Genomic DNA, 20,069 nt, shown 5'->3' with positions numbered 1-20,069 from the left:
AGCTTGCTTTGTTTTAATAATTTGTCATTCCTTTGAAATCGAATGATTCATGAATTCAGATATTTAAAATATCATACAATCAATACAAAGGAAATCTAAAATTTTATTAATTTTGATTAAAGTTGAAAAGCTAATTGCTGCCAACTATAAACCGAATACTGCCAACTAAACATGCTAACCTCACTTTCAATAAAAAACTACGCTTTAATTGATAACCTTCAAGTTGATTTTAATAACGGACTATCTATTATTACGGGCGAAACTGGGGCAGGTAAATCCATTTTGTTAGGCGGATTATCATTAATTCTGGGTAAACGTGCCGATTTAAGCACCTTAAAAGATGCGACTAAAAAATGCATTATCGAAGCCGTTTTTGAGGTGTCAAATTATAACTTAAAATCACTTTTTGAAGCAGAGGATTTTGATTACGAAGCGCAAACCATTATTCGTCGCGAAATTCTTCCTTCCGGAAAATCCAGGGCATTTGTTAACGATTCCCCGGTAAATTTAAATAGCTTGCAGCTTTTGGGCGAGCGCTTAATCGATATCCATTCGCAGCACCAAACCCAGCAACTAACAAGTAACGATTTCCAGTTTCAAATCATAGATGCTTTAGCTAATAATGATGAACTTTTACAAAGCTATACATTAGAGTTAAAAGCATATAAAACGCTTAAAAAAGAATTGCAAGAATTGCTCAATTTTCAGGCGGAAGCCATAAAAGAACACGACTACAATTCTTTTTTGTTAAACGAATTGATTGAAGCCAATTTAATTGAAGGCGAGCAACAAACCCTTGAAGAAGAATACGAGACTTTAAATAATATTGAAGGGATAAAAGAAAAACTTTCGGAATCTTATCAATTATTAAACGACGAGCAAATTGGGGTGTTAACCACACTAACCACTATAAAAAACAATCTTCAAAGTATAGCAGGTTTCTCCTCAAAATACGAAGATATATTCAATAGAGTTAATAGCAGTTTAATTGATTTAGACGATGTTTTTAGCGAAATTGATGTGCTGCAAGACGGTTTGGAAGCAGATCCAAATAGGTTGGAAGAAGTCGATTCAAAATTAAAAATGGTGCATAATTTAATGCAAAAACATGTTGCGGAGGATGTTTCAGAATTAATAAAAATTAAAAATGAATTAGAAGACAAAGTTGCCGTTACCGAAAATTTGGATGCAAGCATTGAAAACAAACAATCGGAAATAAAAGCTAAAACCAATCAGCTTAAATCCATTTCAAAAAAAATAAGCAAAAAACGCTCCGAAGTAATTCCACAATTAAAGCAACAATTAGAAACCATTTTAGCCAGTTTGGGGATGCCCAATGCACAATTTAAAATTGAAGTTTTATATGCTGAGGAGTTTTTTGCAAACGGTCAGGACGAACTATCGTTTCTGTTTTCAGCAAATAAGGGCGGTAGTTTTAACACGCTAAAAAAAGCAGCATCTGGCGGTGAATTATCCAGAATTATGCTCGCTATAAAATCGGTGCTATCCAAGTACATTCAATTGCCAACCATTATGTTCGATGAAATCGATACCGGAGTTTCTGGCGAAATCTCTAATAAAATGGGCGATATTATGTTGCAAATGAGTAAAACCATGCAGGTGTTTTCCATTACGCATTTACCTCAAATTGCAGCCAAAGGACATTCGCATTATAAAGTGTTTAAAGAAGATGTTGACAACGTCACACAAACCAATTTGGTAAAACTAAACCACGACGAGCGCATTGTTGAAATTGCACAAATGTTGGGTGGCGTGGAAATGTCGTCATCGGCTATTGCACACGCCAAAGAATTACTTAATTAAAAAGATAAAAGTTTTTTATCTTTGGATAAATCGATAATCACAACTAAGTCATAAAACAACTAAAACACTAAAAAAAACAACACATGGCATATAATTTACTAAAAGGAAAAAAAGGAATTATTTTCGGCGCATTAGATGAAAACTCAATTGCTTGGAAAACCGCAGAACGCGTTCATGAGGAAGGCGGACAGTTTGTGCTAACCAACGCTCCGGTTGCGATGCGCATGGGGCAAATTAATGAACTCGCCGAAAAAACGGGCTCTCAAATTATTCCGGCCGATGCTACTTCCGAAGAAGATTTACAAAAATTGGTGGAACAATCCATGGAAATTCTTGGTGGCAAAATCGATTTTGTTTTGCATTCTATTGGTATGTCCATCAATGTTAGAAAAGGCAAACATTACACCGACCAAAATTATGCATGGACCCAAAAAGGCACCGATGTTTCGGCCATGTCTTTCCACAAAGTGATGCAAACGCTTTACAAAGCCGATGCCATGAACGAGTGGGGCAGTATCGTGGCGTTAACCTATATGGCGGCGCAACGCGTGTTTCCAGACTATAACGATATGGCCGACAACAAAGCCTATTTAGAAAGTGTGGCACGTAGTTTTGGCTACTTTTTTGGACGCGACAAAAAAGTGCGGGTCAACACCATTTCGCAGTCACCAACCCCAACAACGGCAGGCAGTGGTGTAAAAGGGTTTGATGGCTTTATAGCCTATGCCGATAAAATGTCGCCTCTTGGTAATGCCACAGCGCTGGATTGTGCCAACTACACCGTGTCCTTATTCAGCGATTTAACCAAACGCGTTACCCTGCAAAACCTTTACAACGACGGCGGTTTCAGCAACATGGGCGTCAGCGATGCCGTTATGGAAGCTTTCACAAAAGAGTAAATAATTTTATATATGTTTAGACCTGTCAGGTTTTTAAAACCTGACAGGTCTTTTTTATCGAACTACCATTTTTGTTTTTATGGCGGGTTTTTACATTTGAAATTAAAAGGAGAACAGCTAGTAGCTGTTAGGTGGTTTAGAACAATATAAAAACCGCGCTATCCGCTGTATCTTTTGTTTTTTGCCATTCCTCCGTAGGCAGAAACACAGAAGCAAGTGCAGTGTTGTTTTTTTAAGTCTTTTTTAAATTAAAGCAAAACAAAAGGATGCCGCTTCTATCGCTCCCGCACCTATTTGCCAAAAGCAGTAATTAGCCCAAAAGCAATTATAAATTTGCCAATTATTGTAATAGGATTAATTACATTTGTGATATGCCATTAAAGTTTTCATTTATCATTCCGGTTTATAACCGCCCCGACGAAACAGACGAGCTTTTACAAAGTTTTGTTGAACTGGATACCATGACAAAATACGAGATAGTTATAGTAGAAGATGGCTCAAGTATCACATCAAAACCCGTGGTTGATAGGTATAAAGACAAACTGGATATCGCTTATTTCTTCAAAGAAAATTCAGGTCCCGGCGATTCTCGAAATTTTGGCATGCAACACGCTAAAGGCAACTATTTTATTATTTTGGACTCCGATTGTATTCTGCCCAAAAACTATTTAAACGAAGTAGAAAAAAGTTTAAATGCCCATTATGTAGATTGTTTTGGCGGGCCGGATGCCGCGCACAAATCGTTTACAAATTTGCAAAAGGCTATTGATTTTTCAATGACGTCGTTTATTACAACCGGAGGCATTCGAGGGCACAAAAACAGTGTAGATACCTTTCAACCACGCAGCTTTAACATGGGCATATCAAAGGAAGCTTTTTTAGCCTCAAAAGGTTTTGGGCGTATTCACCCGGGAGAAGACCCCGATTTGTCTATTCGTTTATGGCAATTGGGTTTTAAAACCAAATTGATTCCCGAGGCTTTTGTGTATCATAAACGCCGAATTTCTTGGCGCAAGTTTTATAAACAAGTTTATAAATTTGGGTTGGTTCGTCCTATTTTAAATAGGTGGCACCCTTCAACCAAAAAAATAACGTATTGGTTTCCTACTATATTTATTATAGGTTTGGACGTATCTATTTTACTTATAATTTTGGGAGTTAATTGGTTGTTTCTTGGTTATCTTTTGTATTTTTTGGTGGCTTTTTTAGTGGCATTATTTTCAACCAAAAATTTAATAGTAGCCTCAATGTCTATTTTGGCAATATTGGTGCAATTTATGGGATATGGTCTGGGTTTTTTGGAGTCTAATTGGGTTGTAAATGTTTTAAAAAAGAATCCAGAAACGCATTTTCCTGAATTATTCTTTAAAGCAAAATGATAAAAAAAATAAAATCAGATATTAAAACGTCAATAAAAACAAGAAAAATAAACGTGTTCTTTTTGTTTTTGTTTTTTGCGTTTATCATATTAATACTCACAAAATTATCAAAAGAGTACACGAATACGGTCGTTTTTAATATTGATAAAATTAATGTGCCACAAGAAAACGTTATTTTAAACGATTCGAGCGCAAAGCTAAATATTACGCTTAAAACCCACGGGTTTAAATGGCTTACGTATTATTTTAATAAGCCTAAAATTGCCATTGATTTTGTTAAGGATGTCGATAAAATAGATTCCACTTTTATTTGGAGCAAATCCAAAGCTTATTTATTGGAAAGCACACAATTTGGAAAACAGGTTGAGTTGCTAAATATTACTCCCGACACACTGCGGTTTCGGTTTGATGTGAATTTGGTAAAAAAAGTGCCGATAATTTTAAATGCTGATATAAATTACAGTCAGGGATTTGATGTTTCAGAACCTTTTAAAATTACACCGGATTCCATAGAGGTAATTGGCCCAAATGTTTTGGTTACCCAAATAGATAGTGTTGAAACCAATCCAATAAAATTAACCGATGTGAAATCTGATATTAAAAAAGTGATCCAATTAAAATTACCCAAAAACAGCAAGGATTTAACATTTTCAGATAATACGGTAAGTTTAACAGCAACCGTTGAAAAATTTACCGAAGGCACCTTAAAATTACCCATAAGCATAAAAAATATCCCTAACAATAAAACGATTAAATACTTTCCTAAAACCGTAAACGTTACTTATTATACCAGTTTAAATAATTTTAAAACCATAAGCGCAAAAGATTTTAAGGTAGAGTGCGATTTTAGCAAAACCACTAATAATCAATCCTTTTTGTTGCCCGAATTAACAAAGTTTCCGGAAACCGTAAAACACGTAAAAATTAATCAACAACACATTGAATTTATAATAACAGAATGACGGTAGTAGGACTCACAGGCGGTATTGGTAGTGGCAAAACAACGGTGGCTAAGGCGTTTATGGCCTTAGATGTACCCGTTTATATTGCCGATGATGAGGCTAAAAAGTTAATGCATAAATCTAAAATTATAAAACGTAAACTCATTCAGCTTTTTGGAGACAAAGCCTACCTTAACAACGTCTTAAACAAGCCGTTTATAGCCAATATTATTTTTAACGATAATAGTTATTTGGAAAAAATGAATGCTATTGTGCACCCCAGAGTCGCAAAGCATTTTACAAAATGGGCATTGAAACAAGATGCGCCCTATGTTATAAAAGAAGTCGCTATTTTGTTTGAAAACGGTGGCCACAAACACTGCGATTTGGTTATTACGGTTACTGCTCCTTTGGAATTAAGGTTCGAGCGTTTGCTTAAGCGCGATAATACGACAAAGGATAAAATTAAAGCTATTATGAAAAATCAATGGAGCGACGAAGAAAAAGTGAAACATTCCGATTTTGTAATCCGTAACATCTTGCTTGAAGACACTGAAAAACAGGTGCTTAAAATACACGAGCAAATTCTAAAAAAATGTAAATAATCTCTAAATTTTAACATTTTTGTTAATGTAAGGTTAAATGATAAGAGCATTAAATGTTAAAATGTTAATTTTGAATGATGAGCAAAAAGATATTCATCCTGTTGGTACTTTTAATGAGTATGTCACTTATAGGTATCATATTCGTACAAGCTTATTATATAAAAGATTCTGTAGATAATGAAAAAAAGCGTTTTAAATCTAGTGTTACAAGCGCATTATATGCCGTTTCGAACAAGATTGGGGATGACGAATTTGAAAGACATTTTAGGAGGTATCAAAAATTAGATAAAGAGAAAAAAAGCGATTCGGCAGCAGTTTCTCAATTATTTATTTACCAACAAAACAACAATACCAAAGAAACACTTATTTATAGAAGTGGAGTTTTAGAAGAGAACTATAAACTGTCTTCATCGCTCTTTGACATTGGTTTAGATAGTATTAACGTTCAAAACATTATTGGCAGATCCCAAATAGAAGTTTATAATGATACCGATTTTTCAGATAAAGATATTTCACAAAGTCCTATATTAAATATTATCCAAAGCGGTAGTATAGCCGAGGCTCAAAAAAGCAGTCTAGAAAAAAGTTTTAAGGCTATGTTGTCAAGACAACCTGTACACAAAAGGGTTGCAGCAGATGAAATTAAAAAGCTGCTAGCAAGTAAACTTCAGGCAGACAATATTGATATTGATTTTGAATTTGCCATTTATAGTAACGGTTTGGCCACAAAAGTGCATAGCGAAGGCTTTGAAAAAAAAGATGCATCAACACTTAGCGTACCCATTTTTCCAAACGAAAACAACCAAAGCAGTTATAAGCTTTTAGTGAATTTTCCAGATGATGAAAAGTTTATTTTATCATCAATTATGGGCATGATATTTCTGTCGATAATATTCACGTCTATTATTATTTTGGCATATTCAAGTGCTTTGTACCAATTGGTTAAGCAGCGTAAAATATCCGAAATTAAAACGGATTTCATCAATAATATGACGCATGAGTTTAAAACACCGATAGCAACCATTAATTTAGCTTTAGACTCTATAAGAAACCCCAAAATTATAGAAGATAAAGAGAAAGTAATTCGCTATCTTAACATGATTAAGGAGGAAAACAAGCGTATGCATGCGCAGGTTGAAAACGTTTTAAGAATATCTAAACTAGAAAAAAACGAGCTTAACATTAGTAAGGATAGAGTGGAGTTGCACGACCTAATAGAAGATGCCATAACGCATGTGCAACTTTTAATTGAGGATAGAAATGGAACGATTACGACGCATTTTGATGCCGAAAAATCATCGGTTTTAGCAAGCGAAATGCATTTTACCAATGTTATAGTAAACATACTGGATAATGCCATTAAGTATTCTCCAGATAAGTTAAAAATTGAAGTATATACAGAAAATATTGGAACCAATATTTTATTAAAAATAAAAGATTATGGCAGCGGCATGAGTAAAGCCGCCCTAAAACGTGTGTTCGAAAAGTTTTATAGAGAGCACACCGGAAACATACATAATGTTAAAGGCCACGGATTAGGCTTGGCATATGTAAAACGAATCGTTGATGACCATCAAGGTTATGTAACGGTTGAAAGTGAAAAAGGAAAAGGAAGCACATTTATAATTAAGCTACCTATAATAACATAAACATGGAAGAGCAAAAAAAGAGAATTTTATTAGTAGAGGACGACCCCAATTTCGGTACGGTTCTTAAGGATTATTTAATGATGAATGATTACGATGTGGTTCATGCTAAAAACGGTATGGAAGGCTTCGAAAAGTTTAAGAAAGACGATTTCGATTTGTGCATTCTCGACGTTATGATGCCGTATAAAGATGGCTTTACCTTAGCCAAGGAAATTCGCGAAAAAAACACCGATGTTCCTATAGTTTTCCTAACGGCAAAGGCTATGAAAGAAGACGTTTTAAAAGGCTATAAAGTTGGGGCAGACGATTATTTAAACAAACCTTTTGATAGCGAAGTGCTTTTAATGAAAATAAAAGCAATCATGCAACGTAAAGCCACCGAAACCATTTCTGACAGCAAACAATTTGAATTTAAAATTGGAAATTTCGACCTAAATTCTAAATTACGATTTTTGCGCTATAATGGCGGCGACCCCATTAAACTATCACCCAAAGAAAACGAATTGCTGCGTTTGTTGGCCCTACACGAAAACGATTTAATGCCACGGGAATTAGCACTTACCAAAATTTGGCGCGACGATAATTACTTTACCTCGCGTAGTATGGATGTTTATATTGCAAAACTGCGCAAGTATTTAAAGCTAGACGATAAGGTAGAAATACTAAACATTCACGGAGAAGGTTTTAGGTTGGTTGTGAATAATTAGATAATTAAAATTTTATTGATATAGAAAATCCAGCGTTTTGCTGGATTTTTTTTGTTTTAGGCCATAAAAACTGACCTAAAATAACCAGAATCATATTGTTAACAACTACCCTTTAAATAACTAAAAAACAATTCGTCAATAACTATTTTAATTTTGTAAATTTGCCTGCGTTTAAAAGCGCAACATGACAACTACAACAAAATACATATTCGTTACCGGTGGTGTTACATCATCTCTTGGAAAAGGCATAATTGCTGCATCTTTGGCTAAACTATTACAGGCACAAGGGTATAGAGTAGCCATTCAAAAATTAGACCCATACATTAATGTCGATCCTGGAACTTTAAATCCATACGAGCACGGAGAGTGTTACGTGACCGAAGATGGTGCAGAAACCGATTTGGATTTAGGACACTACGAGCGTTTTTTAAACATACCAACAAGTCAAGCCAATAATGTTACTACGGGCAGAATTTACCAAAGCGTAATTCAAAAAGAACGCAGAGGCGAATTTTTAGGAAAAACGGTACAGGTTGTTCCTCATATTACAGACGAGATAAAACACCGCGTACAGCTTTTAGGGAACTCTGGCGAATACGATATTGTAATTACGGAAATTGGTGGAACGGTCGGCGATATCGAATCCTTGCCATACATTGAAGCGGTGCGTCAATTACGATGGGATTTGGGTGAAGATAATGGTATTGTTATTCATTTAACCCTCGTACCATATTTATCCGCTGCGGGCGAGTTAAAAACCAAACCAACCCAACACAGTGTAAAAACGTTGATGGAAAGCGGTATACAAGCCGATATTTTAGTGTGCAGAACAGAGCACGATTTACCCGAAGATTTACGTCGTAAATTGGCATTATTCTGTAATGTGCGTGAAGAAGCCGTGATTCAATCTATTGATGCATCAACCATTTACGATGTACCAAATTTAATGCTGGAGCAAGGTTTGGATAAGGTAGTTCTTAAAAAATTAGCTTTAAAAAGCACAACGCCGAATATTACAAAATGGAATCAGTTTTTAGCACGCCATAAAAACCCTAAGTCCGAAATAACCATTGGGCTAATCGGTAAATATGTCGAGTTACAAGATTCGTATAAATCTATTTTAGAGGCTTTTATCCACGCGGGTGCTGAAAATGAAGTAAAAGTGAATATCGAATCGGTTCATTCCGAATACATCAATAGCGATAATGCCAAATTAAAACTATCGCATTTAGATGGTGTTTTGGTAGCGCCAGGTTTTGGCGAACGCGGTATTGAAGGTAAAATTGATGCCGTTAAGTATGTCCGCGAAAACAATATACCATTTTTTGGTATCTGTTTGGGTATGCAAATGGCGGTTATTGAATTTGCACGGCATGTTTTAAACATTGCAGATGCCGATTCTACCGAAATGAACGCTGCTACCAAAAACCCAGTTATCGATTTAATGGAAGAGCAGAAGAACATTACCGATAAAGGCGGTACCATGCGTTTAGGCGCATGGGCATGCGATTTAAAAATAGGCAGTAAAGTTAGGGATATTTACAAAGCTGAAACCATTAACGAGCGTCACAGACATCGTTACGAATTTAACAGCAACTATAAATCGCAAATCGAAGAAGCGGGTATGGTTGCCACGGGATTAAACCCAGAAACGGGCTTGGTGGAGATTGTTGAAATCCCGGAACATCCTTGGTTTGTGGGTGTGCAATATCACCCAGAATACAAAAGTACGGTGGCAAATCCGCACCCATTGTTCGTGGCCTTTGTTAAGGCAGCGCTAAACAATCACAAAAGAAAAAAGGGTGTCAGTATGGCACAAAGTTAAAATTGGATAGTTTATTGATTAGATAAATTTATAAAGACCTGACAGGTTAATTGAACCTCTCAGGTCTAAAATTTGATTACATGGAAGAAAAAAAAATAGACCTTAATTCGGTAATAGGTTTCGTGCTTATTTTTGGAATAATGATATTTTGGCTTTGGCAGAACCAACCAACACCAGAAGAGCTAGAAGCGCAGGAAAAAGCAAAACAGGAACAAATTGAAGCTGAAAAAAAGGCTAAAGAATCATTAGATGAAACCAAGGTAACAACTGCTGAAGATTTTGCAACACCAACGGTTTCAGATTCTTTAAAATTAATCAATCTACAGAATAAATTAGGAGCTTTTGCATATTCTGCAGCTAAAGTGTCTGATGGTGAAACTGTTGTTGAAAGCGATTTATTGGCTCTAAAATTTAGCAATAAAGGCGGTTATCTTTCGGAAGTTAAATTAAAGAATTTTGTAAATTTCGATTCGGTTCCCATCTATTTAATAAAAGACAATAATGCAGTTTTCAATATAAATTTCGGAACAACCGATAGTAGGATCTTAAATACCAAAGATTTATATTTTGAACCAACGGTTACCAAAAACGGTGATGTTACTGTGGTTTCAATGAAACTTAAAGTATCCGAATCTAAATTTTTAGAATACCGTTACGAGATTAAAGAAGGCGATTATATGATGGATTTCACCGTTCGTTCCCAAGGATTGAGTGATGTTATCAACAGTTCGCAAGCCGTGAATTTAGATTGGAATTTAAAAACCTATCGCCATGCGAAAAGTATTTCGTATGAAAATAGATATACTGAAGTTGTTTTTGAATATGAAGATGGAAAAGATGATTATTTAGGGCAACAGGAAAACACTGAAGATACCGCTGAAGATGTTACTTATGTAGCTTTTAAACAGCATTTCTTCACCTCGATATTATTAGCCGATTCGCCTTTTAAAACAGGTAAATTCACGTCTCAAAATTTAGTGCAGGATGAAGCGGTTGATACCGTTTATACCAAGGCTTTTTCTGCCTCATTACCTTTAGAACTTAGTGGTGGCGAATTAAATAAAAGTATGGATTGGTATTTTGGCCCGAGCGATTATAAAATATTACATAGCTATGGCAGAAATTTAGATGAAATTGTGCCATTGGGTTGGGGTATTTTTGGTTGGATTAACCGTTACCTATTTATTCCTTTATTCGCATTTTTAGGAAGCTTTTTACCTTACGGAATAGCGATTATTGTTATGACGATTTTAATCAAATTACTATTGTCGTTTGTACAATACAAGCAGTTTTTATCGCAAGCCAAACTGAAAATTCTAAAACCAGAATTGGATGCTATTCGCGAAAAGCATAAAAACAATAAGGTGAAGGCGCAGCAGGAAACCTTGGCACTGCAAACCAAAGCAGGAGCAAGCCCTATGGCTGGCTGTATGCCGGCACTAATACAATTACCGGTGTTTTATGCCTTGTTCCAATTTTTCCCGTCGGCATTCGATTTACGTCAAAAGAGTTTCCTTTGGGTAGAAGATTTATCGTCCTACGATACCATTGCAGAATTGCCATTTCACATTCCATTTTATGGCGATCATGTTAGTTTATTCCCCATATTGGCATCTGTAGCAATATTCTTTTATATGCGTTTAACCACAGGGCAAAATATGCAATCGCAGCCGCAGCAAGAAGGTATGCCGGATATGGCTAAAATGATGAAGTATATGATGTACTTTTCGCCAATAATGATGCTCTTTTTCTTTAATAATTACGCATCGGGCTTAAGTTTATATTACTTTATTTCTAACTTGATTAGTATCGGTATTATATTGGTAATTAAGAATTATATTCTTGACGAAGACAAAATACATGCTCAAATTCAGGAGAACAAAAAGAAGCCAAAAAAACAAGGTCGTTTTCAGAAAAAAATGGCTGAAATGATGGAGCAAGCCGAAAAGCAAAAACAAGCACAGCAGAAACGCAAATAATTAATTAGGTTGTATTATAAATCAACCTAGTGGGCGTTTAATGCCGTATTTGGGTTTTAAAAGTTAAGCTGCCAAAAGCCCACATCGAGCCATTGGTTAAATTTTAAACCAACCTCTTTAAAGTGGGCCACTTGTTTAAAACCGAATTTTTCGTGTAGCTGTACGCTGGCTTCGTTTGGTAGTGTTAATCCGCCCAAAACCACATGGTAGTTTTCTTGTTTTAATAGGCGAAGTAATTCAGTATAAAGTTCTGTTCCAATTTTTTTTCCGTGTGCGTCATGTTTAACGTACACTGTAGATTCAACCGTGTGGTTGTAAGCTGGTTTGGGTCGCCATTTGCTTCCGTAGGTATAACCTAAAATAACGTTGTTTTCTTCAAAAACCAAAAAAGGATATGTGTTGTTAATGGTCTTTGTTTTTTCAGTAAAAGCTTCAATGGATAAAGGTTCAATATCAAACGTTACAATGGTATTTAGTACAAAATAGTTGTAAATGTCTAATAAGGCTTGGGTATCTTTTATGTGAAAAGGTCTAATCAAAAAGCATTAAATTTACTGTTTAACAATAGCTCCGTCTTTATACAAGTTTGTTTGTAGAAGTGTTCCGTTTATATCATATTCATTAAGCTTTCCATTGCCGTTTACAAAACTTCCCTTATCCAAAGCATTGCCCTTTCCATCAAAACAATTTATTACCTCTTGAAGCCCTCCGTAATCGCCATACAATTCGGTTTTGTAAAGTTTTTTGTTGGTATGATAATATACCCATTCGCCAATTTTTTTGAGATATGAAAAACTTGAGGTTTGTCCTGCGCTAGAAATTTCCCCGCTAGGGTGGTAGTAGGTACAGTTAAAATCTGAAGTAGTTTTGTCTTTTATTATTTCGGATTCCATAGCTCCGTTTTCGTAATAACTAGATCGGGTTAAAAGAATGCCATAAGACATTTTTGCTTTCACTTTTAATTGTCCGTTTTCATAATAAAGCAAGTAATCTTCTTCTAATTTATCATCTTTATAAGCGGAATTTAATTTTACTTTTCCACTTTGATAATACTCATTTAAAACACCATGCTTTTTTCCGTTTTTATAGGTGGCGGTTTGCGCCAATTGCCCGTTTGAATAATAGCTGTTTAATGCGCCTTCAATGTTGCCGTTTATATAATTGCACTTGGCAAAAAGCTGTTTATTATTGTAATAGGCTACGTATTGGCCGTGAGCTTTACCGTTTTCGTTATAATTTACTTGACTTTCTAGATTGCCGTTTTTGTGATAAGATATAAATTCTCCAACTTTTTTTCCTTCGTTAAAATTGACTTTAGTCTTTAGCCTTCCATCTTCATGATAGGTTTTAAACAAGCCGTGGTATGTATCATCTCTATAATTTACCAATGCCGACAATTGACCACTTTCGTAGTATTCTTTTCCAGTTCCAGTCCTTTTTCCTTTGTAGCAATAATCAACAAATTTCAGCTTTCCGGAAGGGTAATAATACTTAATCTCGCCGGATAACAAACCATCTTTTTTTGCGCCTTCCATTTTTACGGAACCATCATCAAAATACTCTTTATATGAGGTTTGCGCCTGTACATGGCAATAAGTGCAAATAATAATTAAAAGGACTTTAAACTTCATAAATATTGTTTTAAATAATCACCAACCTTTTCGTTTTAACAAATTTTGAATATGCGCATAATGATGGTTACTGTGCCACGCATAAATGCCTATATTATTTTTTAAAATGACTTTGTTGTTGGTGTCCGGATGAATAAAGTATTTGTTTAAATCGTGATCCGATAAGGTTTTAAGCAAATAAACCAATTTAAAATGAATAGCCTTTAATAAATTAAGAGACATGGCTATGGGTGCTGTTTTAGAATCGTTAAGTGCAGCCCACCGATCTTCGAAGTAGGGTTTTATAACCGGGTTTTCTTCGGTTAAGGTCCATTTAAAACGGACATAACTATGAAGATGACTATCGGAGAGATGATGTACAACCTGCCTCACCGTCCAGCCATCAAGCCTATATGCCGTATCTAATTGCTGGTCAGATAGGTTTTCTACCAAGGTTTCCAAGCGGTTGGGAAAATGCTCTAAAATGGTAATCCAGTTTTCAATGTGTTTCTGTGAAATGACTTTCGGACTCTCAAACTGACCAATAGGATATTTTAGTTTTTGTAGTTCTTGTTCTCCCATGCAAACACAAATAATTAATGGTTAGGCAATTTCGATAACACCCTGTTTAATACAGTTTACGGCTTCAAATAAACTATTAAAATGTTTGATTTTTTTTGTATAGAATAACCTTTCTATCACAGCGCTTAATGTTCCTGATTTATTTTTTGATACCATGCAATAGGCTTTTAAGCTGTAATTGTGCTTAAAAAACTTTAACCAATCTAAAGCTACAACGGAATACGAATTAATACGATTGGAAATATAAATAACATCGGCACCATTTGTACCTAAAAAAGCAGATAGGTCGTCAACAATTAATTTGGCTTGTTTATCCCAAGTGATAATTTGTCCTTGGTTAATTTCTGAAACCACAAATCCGTCAAATATATAGATGTTGCCAAAAGAATATGAGAACTCTTTTATGACTTCCGAATATAAATAGGTTTCTTTTATACTAACCATTACCTAAATATATATTTACACCAATTCCGCAAGAAATTTAATCGATAAACAAATAGATAATTAGCCGTAATGTACCAAAAACAAAAAAACATCCTCAATGGATGTTTTTTTGAAACTTATTTATTGTAGTAAACTTTGTGTGGCCTAATATGGCTTACTATTATTTTACGTCCATCAACTCGACATCGAAAATTAAAGTGGCATCTGGTGGAATTACACCGCCTGCGCCTCGGCTTCCGTAGCCTAATTCACTTGGGATAACCAAACGTGCTTTATCGCCTACATTTAACAAACAAATGCCTTCGTCCCATCCTGGGATAACTTGACCAACACCAACAGGAAACTCAAGTGGTTGGTTGCGTTTGTATGAAGAATCGAATACCGTACCATCGGCCAATTGCCCTTTATAATGTACCGAAACGGTTTTACCTTTTTCGGCTTTGGTGCCTTTTCCTTCTTGAATGATTTGATAACGCAAACCACTATCTGTTTTATTGAAACCGGCTGCAATTTTATCTAATTCAGCATCAGCTAAGGCTTTAGCTTCTGCTAATCTTTTTTCCCTGGAGCCTTCAAAGGTTCTAAAGGCTTCCACAGCATTATAAGCTTCTGCATCGGCACCAACTCTAATAATCTCTAAGCTGTCAATTACATCACCTTGTGCAATGGCATCAACCACATCCTGTCCTTCTTCAACTTTTCCAAAAACAGTATGGTTGTTATCCAACCAAGGGGTTTCAACATGAGTAATAAAAAACTGACTGCCGTTAGTGCCTGGGCCCGCATTGGCCATAGATAACACGCCTGGGGCATCATGTTTTAAATCTGGGTGAAATTCATCATCAAATTTGTAGCCTGGGTTACCCGATCCCGATCCTTGTGGACAACCACCTTGAATCATAAAATCTGGAATTACCCGATGGAATTTTAAACCATCATAATAAGGCGTACCCTGTGGTTTTACCGAGTTTTCTAGGTTTCCTTCTGCCAAAGCAACAAAGTTACCTACGGTTCCTGGTGTTTTTTTGTACTCTAAAGCAACAAGTATTTCTCCTTTTGTTGTATTGAATTTTGCGTATAATCCGTCTTGCATGGTTCTAATTTTTAAGAAAGAGCAAAGATAGGGATGATTTACGAATTTAGATTTACGAATTCAGATTTTTTAATATGGAAAGAAAGCTAAAACCAATAACCTTAAACGTCGTGTTTATAGCGGAATATTGCCATGTTTGCGCTTAGGGCTATCTACCTTTTTATCTTCTAACATATTAAATGCTTTGATTAATTTGCGCCTCGTGTTTTTTGGCAGAATTACTTCATCAATAAAACCACGTTCTGCGGCACGATAAGGGTTTGCAAATTTTTCGGCATATTCGGCTTCTTTTTTAGCAAGTTTTTCTACGGGGTCATCGGCATTGGCTATTTCTTTTTTAAAGATGATTTCACTTGCGCCTTTTGCACCCATTACCGCAATTTCGGCACCTGGCCATGCGTAATTTAAATCTGCTCCAATATGTTTGGAATTCATTACATCGTAAGCACCGCCATAGGCTTTTCTGGTAATTACGGTTACTCGTGGCACGGTAGCTTCACTTAATGCATACAATAGTTTGGCACCATGCACAATAATACCATTCCACTCTTGGTCGGTGCCTGGTAAAAACCCGGGAACATCAACCAAAACAAGTAATGGAATATTAAAACAGTCGCAAAAACGTGTAAATCGTGCTGCCTTTTTAGAGCTATTTACATCTAAAACACCAGCTAAAAATTGTGGCTGATTAGCAACAATACCAATGCTTTTTCCGCCTAAGCGAGCGAAACCTACAATGATATTTTCGGCATAATCCTTATGAATTTCGTAAAAGGAATCCGTGTCAATAATTCCAGAAATTACCGCGTGCATGTCGTATGGTTTATTAGGGTTGTCCGGAACGATATCCGATAATACATCGCGAATTTCATTTTGGATTTCAATGTCTATTGTGTGTGGTGTTTCGGTATTGTTTTGAGGTAAATAACTTAAAAGATTTTTTATATCTTCCAAACATGCAATATCGTTTGCCGAGGTTTTATGGGCCACACCGGATTTTGAAGCATGGGTGTAAGCGCCGCCTAATTCTTCGCTTGTAACGGCTTCATTCGTTACCGTTTTTACAACATTGGGCCCGGTAACAAACATGTAACTTGTATTTTCCACCATCATCGTAAAATCGGTCATTGCCGGAGAATACACCGCGCCACCCGCACAGGGTCCCATAATGGCCGAAATTTGCGGAATTACCCCCGAGGCTTGTACGTTTCTATAAAAAATATCGGCATAACCACCTAAGGAGCGCACACCTTCTTGAATACGCGCTCCACCGGAGTCGTTAAGTCCGATTATTGGTGCACCAACTTTAAGGGCCAAATCCATAATTTTACAGATTTTTTCGGCATGTGTTTCGGATAAGGCGCCACCAAAAACCGTAAAGTCTTGGGCGTAAATATAAACCAATCGGCCATTAACAGTACCGTAGCCCGTGATAACACCATCGCCGTAATAGATTTGATTTTCCATACCAAAATCGGTAGTTCTGTGCGTTACCAAAGCTCCGATTTCTTCAAAGGAACCTTCGTCCATCAAATAGTTTACACGTTCTCTAGCCGTTAGTTTTTTTTTGGCGTGTTGCTTATCAATCCGTTTTTGTCCGCCGCCTAAATGTGCTAATTGTAGTTTCTCGTTTAATTTATCTATTTTGGTTTTCATATTTATGCAAGATTATTATAGTGGATTCCTGCCTTCACAGGAATGACAGTTAATGTTTAGTTGTTTGGTAAACGCAGTAGTTTTTGATCTGTCAAATATTGCTTTAAAGCTATTAATGCTGCAATTCTTGCTTCATTTTCTGTTTCAATTTTTAAAGTTTTTGGGGTGTAATGGTTTTTTACAAAATGCGTATCAAAATTTCCAGAGCGAAACGCGTCGTGTTCACACACATATTTTCCAAATGCCAAGGTGGTTTGCACGCCTTCAACATGATAATTTTCTATAGCGTGAATCATAAGCTGAATAGCGGCTTCGCGGGTTTTTCCATAGGTAATTAATTTAGCAAGCATGGGGTCATAATAAATGGGGATGTCCATGCCTTCTTCAAAACCATTATCAATACGAATGTTTGCACCCACAGGAAGCTTGTACGTTTCTAAAGTGCCCACACTTGGTAAAAAATCGTTTAAAGGGTCTTCGGCATAAACCCGTAATTCTAAGGCATGTCCTTTTATTTTTAAATCTTTTTGATTGATTTTAAGGGCTTCATCACGAGCCACACGGATTTGAAGTTCCACCAAATCGACGCCACAAATCAATTCGGTAACCGGATGTTCAACCTGTAACCTTGTATTCATTTCCAAGAAATAGAAATTATGGTTTTCGTCCAATAGAAACTCCACCGTTCCAGCGCCTAAATAATCACAGGATTTGGCGACTTTAATAGCAGCTTCCCCCATTTTTTCACGTAACTGTGGACTTAAAACAGACGAGGGTGCTTCTTCAATCACTTTTTGATGCCGCCGTTGGATACTGCATTCGCGCTCAAAAAAATGTAAAACATTACCATGGCTGTCGGCTACTATTTGAATTTCGATGTGGCGTGGCGAACCCACATATTTTTCTATAAAAACGGAACCATCGCCAAAAGCGGAAGTGGCTTCACTAATAGCGCGCTTCATTTGCGATTCCAAATCACTTTCTTTTTCAACCACACGCATACCTTTTCCGCCGCCACCGGCCGAGGCTTTTATCAATATTGGAAAACCTATGTTTTTGGCAATGGTTTTCGCTTTTTCAACATCGGTAATGGCTTCATCAATTCCGGGAACCATGGGAATATTGTACTGCTTTACAGCTTCTTTGGCTGCCAATTTACTGCCCATAATTTTGATGGCTTTAGATTTTGGCCCAATAAAAATGATGTTGTTTGTTTCGCACAATTCGGCAAAATCGGCATTTTCACTTAAAAATCCATATCCGGGATGAATGGCATCTACCTTAAGTTGTTTGGCGACATCTATAATTTTATCACCGCGTAAATACGATTGATTTGATGGCGATTCACCAATACAAACGGCTTGGTCTGCAAATTTTACATGGGGTGCATTTCTATCGGCCGTGGAAAAAACAGCGACCGTTTTTAGTCCCATGTTTTGAGCTGTTTTCATCACTCTAATGGCAATTTCACCGCGGTTCGCTACTAGTATTTTTTTCATTTCTTTTTCTAACCCTCAACAATTGAGAGGGATTTTTTTCGCCACGAATTCACGAATGTTTTCTTAAAAAGTTTATTGATTATAAAAAATTCGTGTATTCGTGGTTGTTTTTCATTTATTCAAACTCAATTAACAACTGGTTTTTTTCTACGGCATCACCTTTTGTTACCGAAATAGATTTAATAATCCCGTCTCTTGGCGAGGTTATAATGTTTTCCATTTTCATCGCTTCAAGAATAAGCAAGGTGTCGTTTTCTTTAACCTCTTGATTTGCTTCAACTTGTATTTCTAAAATTAATCCGGGCATGGGCGCTTTTATGGAATCGACATGTTTTGTTGAACCTATGGTAAAACCCATTTCTTTAATTAATGCATCTAAGTTGTTGAAAATGTTTATGTTATACGTATTGTTGTTAACTTTTACTTGATATGTTTTGTTGTTGAAATTTGATTCTTCAATCTCGACATGGTATGATTTATGGTGATGAAGCACATGAAACTCAGCGTCTGAAACTTGAATGGCATCAAGATTTAAAATGGCTTCTTCGTCAATTTCAAATTCGAAGGTATTATTAACGTTGGTTTTGAAGGTTTGACTCATAGTTTACAATTTGATTCGTTGTAAATATAAGCAATATTATAAGCCCCTTTATTTTTTTAGAAGCTGAATTTAGGTGAAAGAAACTTAGGCAATCGTCTGTAAAATCTTTTGCAAAACAGTTTCGTAATACGGTTTGTTTGAAGCCACAAAGTGATTGTTTTTCGTATTAATATTGTCAATATGATTTTTAAAATCATGAGGAGAAACCAGTTTTAAAGCTTCAACCTCATCCGGTTGTGGTATTAATTCGTCCACTGAAACATTTAATTCGCTGATGAATGTGTGATGGAATTCGTTGTCTACAATGCCATTTTCATAAGATTGAAAACACTCAAAAACGCCAATTTTATGCAAATCGCTTTCGTGGACTTTTAATCCGATTTCTTCCTTGGTTTCCCTTATGGCAGCTTGTTTTATGGTTTCGCCCGCATCAACATGTCCGGCAACAGAAACATCCCAAAGCAATGGGCAAATTAGTTTTTTTGCCGAACGTTGCGATAATAAAATTTCGCCATCGTTTGTGTAAAACCAAACGTGTGCCGTATTGTGGTAATAGCCTTTTTGGTGGATGACGGATTTTAAGGCAGATTTGCCCGTTGGCTTTCCGTTGGCATTTAATATATCAATGTATTCGTCCATTATATTTTTTATTGAAAACTAATCATTTTAATGGGAACGATAAGTTGCGTTAGGGATTGATGCGGCATCCTTTTTTTTGAAAGCTAAAACCATACTTAGCTTAGAACTAAAATTTAAAAGATAGCCACGTCGCTTGC

At 36.1% G+C, this 20,069-nt stretch carries 18 protein-coding genes; 9 read left to right on the top strand and 9 right to left on the bottom strand.

What is annotated here, in order from left to right; all coding sequences use genetic code 11:
• Positions 1 to 171 precede the first annotated feature (171 nt).
• The 9 genes from recN to yidC all read left to right on the top strand — a co-directional run bounded on the left by recN (position 172) and on the right by yidC (position 11,808).
• Positions 172 to 1,824: a DNA repair protein RecN gene (recN, locus tag RNZ46_RS16790; RefSeq protein ID WP_316983327.1), complete on the top strand. Its 1,653-nt coding sequence runs from the start codon at positions 172 to 174 to the stop codon at positions 1,822 to 1,824.
• Positions 1,825 to 1,907: 83 nt separating this feature from the next.
• Positions 1,908 to 2,723 carry an enoyl-ACP reductase FabI gene (locus RNZ46_RS16785; protein WP_316983326.1) on the top strand — a complete coding sequence of 272 codons (816 nt, stop codon included), beginning with the start codon at positions 1,908 to 1,910 and terminating at the stop codon, positions 2,721 to 2,723.
• A 371-nt stretch (positions 2,724 to 3,094) separates the two neighbouring features.
• Positions 3,095 to 4,102: a glycosyltransferase family 2 protein gene (locus RNZ46_RS16780; protein WP_316983325.1), complete on the top strand. Its 1,008-nt coding sequence runs from the start codon at positions 3,095 to 3,097 to the stop codon at positions 4,100 to 4,102.
• Positions 4,099 to 5,064, top strand: a complete 966-nt coding sequence (locus tag RNZ46_RS16775; RefSeq protein ID WP_316983324.1) for a YbbR-like domain-containing protein — start codon at positions 4,099 to 4,101, stop codon at positions 5,062 to 5,064. The genes RNZ46_RS16780 and RNZ46_RS16775 overlap by 4 nt, the downstream gene beginning before the upstream one ends.
• Positions 5,061 to 5,648: a dephospho-CoA kinase gene (coaE, locus tag RNZ46_RS16770; protein ID WP_316983323.1), complete on the top strand. Its 588-nt coding sequence runs from the start codon at positions 5,061 to 5,063 to the stop codon at positions 5,646 to 5,648. The genes RNZ46_RS16775 and coaE overlap by 4 nt, the downstream gene beginning before the upstream one ends.
• Positions 5,649 to 5,725: 77 nt before the next feature.
• Positions 5,726 to 7,297 (top strand): sensor histidine kinase, encoded by a 1,572-nt coding sequence (locus tag RNZ46_RS16765; protein WP_316985008.1) that lies wholly within the window; start codon positions 5,726 to 5,728, stop codon positions 7,295 to 7,297.
• Between the two features lie 2 nt (positions 7,298 to 7,299).
• Positions 7,300 to 8,004, top strand: coding sequence for a response regulator transcription factor (locus RNZ46_RS16760; RefSeq protein WP_316983322.1), 705 nt, complete (start codon positions 7,300 to 7,302; stop codon positions 8,002 to 8,004).
• Positions 8,005 to 8,188: 184 nt separating this feature from the next.
• Entirely contained in the window at positions 8,189 to 9,829 is a 1,641-nt protein-coding gene (pyrG, locus tag RNZ46_RS16755; RefSeq protein WP_316983321.1) for a CTP synthase, read from the top strand.
• Positions 9,830 to 9,909: 80 nt separating this feature from the next.
• Positions 9,910 to 11,808, top strand: coding sequence for a membrane protein insertase YidC (yidC, locus tag RNZ46_RS16750; RefSeq protein WP_316983320.1), 1,899 nt, complete (start codon positions 9,910 to 9,912; stop codon positions 11,806 to 11,808).
• 56 nt (positions 11,809 to 11,864) lie between these two features.
• Here the strand turns inward: yidC and RNZ46_RS16745 are convergent, their stop codons facing one another.
• The 9 genes from RNZ46_RS16745 to RNZ46_RS16705 form a co-directional block, all read right to left on the bottom strand.
• Positions 11,865 to 12,347 carry a GNAT family N-acetyltransferase gene (locus RNZ46_RS16745; protein WP_316983319.1) on the bottom strand — a complete coding sequence of 161 codons (483 nt, stop codon included), beginning with the start codon at positions 12,345 to 12,347 and terminating at the stop codon, positions 11,865 to 11,867.
• Positions 12,348 to 12,359: 12 nt separating this feature from the next.
• Positions 12,360 to 13,439: a toxin-antitoxin system YwqK family antitoxin gene (locus RNZ46_RS16740; protein WP_316983318.1), complete on the bottom strand. Its 1,080-nt coding sequence runs from the start codon at positions 13,437 to 13,439 to the stop codon at positions 12,360 to 12,362.
• Between the two features lie 18 nt (positions 13,440 to 13,457).
• Positions 13,458 to 14,000 carry a YfiT family bacillithiol transferase gene (locus RNZ46_RS16735; RefSeq protein WP_316983317.1) on the bottom strand — a complete coding sequence of 181 codons (543 nt, stop codon included), beginning with the start codon at positions 13,998 to 14,000 and terminating at the stop codon, positions 13,458 to 13,460.
• 21 nt (positions 14,001 to 14,021) lie between these two features.
• Positions 14,022 to 14,444 (bottom strand): hypothetical protein, encoded by a 423-nt coding sequence (locus RNZ46_RS16730; protein ID WP_316983316.1) that lies wholly within the window; start codon positions 14,442 to 14,444, stop codon positions 14,022 to 14,024.
• A gap of 160 nt (positions 14,445 to 14,604) precedes the next feature.
• Positions 14,605 to 15,537 (bottom strand): peptidylprolyl isomerase, encoded by a 933-nt coding sequence (locus tag RNZ46_RS16725; protein WP_316983315.1) that lies wholly within the window; start codon positions 15,535 to 15,537, stop codon positions 14,605 to 14,607.
• A gap of 114 nt (positions 15,538 to 15,651) precedes the next feature.
• Positions 15,652 to 17,193: an acyl-CoA carboxylase subunit beta gene (locus RNZ46_RS16720; protein ID WP_316983314.1), complete on the bottom strand. Its 1,542-nt coding sequence runs from the start codon at positions 17,191 to 17,193 to the stop codon at positions 15,652 to 15,654.
• 56 nt (positions 17,194 to 17,249) lie between these two features.
• Complete coding sequence (gene accC / locus RNZ46_RS16715) at positions 17,250 to 18,692, bottom strand: acetyl-CoA carboxylase biotin carboxylase subunit (protein WP_316983313.1); 1,443 nt, start codon at positions 18,690 to 18,692, stop codon at positions 17,250 to 17,252.
• A gap of 115 nt (positions 18,693 to 18,807) precedes the next feature.
• Positions 18,808 to 19,293, bottom strand: coding sequence for an acyl-CoA carboxylase biotin carboxyl carrier protein subunit (locus tag RNZ46_RS16710; protein WP_316983312.1), 486 nt, complete (start codon positions 19,291 to 19,293; stop codon positions 18,808 to 18,810).
• Positions 19,294 to 19,377: 84 nt separating this feature from the next.
• Positions 19,378 to 19,932 (bottom strand): NUDIX hydrolase, encoded by a 555-nt coding sequence (locus RNZ46_RS16705; protein WP_316983311.1) that lies wholly within the window; start codon positions 19,930 to 19,932, stop codon positions 19,378 to 19,380.
• Between the last annotated feature and the right edge of the window lie 137 nt (positions 19,933 to 20,069).

The sequence above is a fragment of the Hwangdonia lutea genome (genome assembly GCF_032814565.1).
GTDB lineage: Bacteria > Bacteroidota > Bacteroidia > Flavobacteriales > Flavobacteriaceae > Hwangdonia > Hwangdonia lutea.
This window is presented reverse-complemented; position numbering and strand designations above follow the sequence as displayed.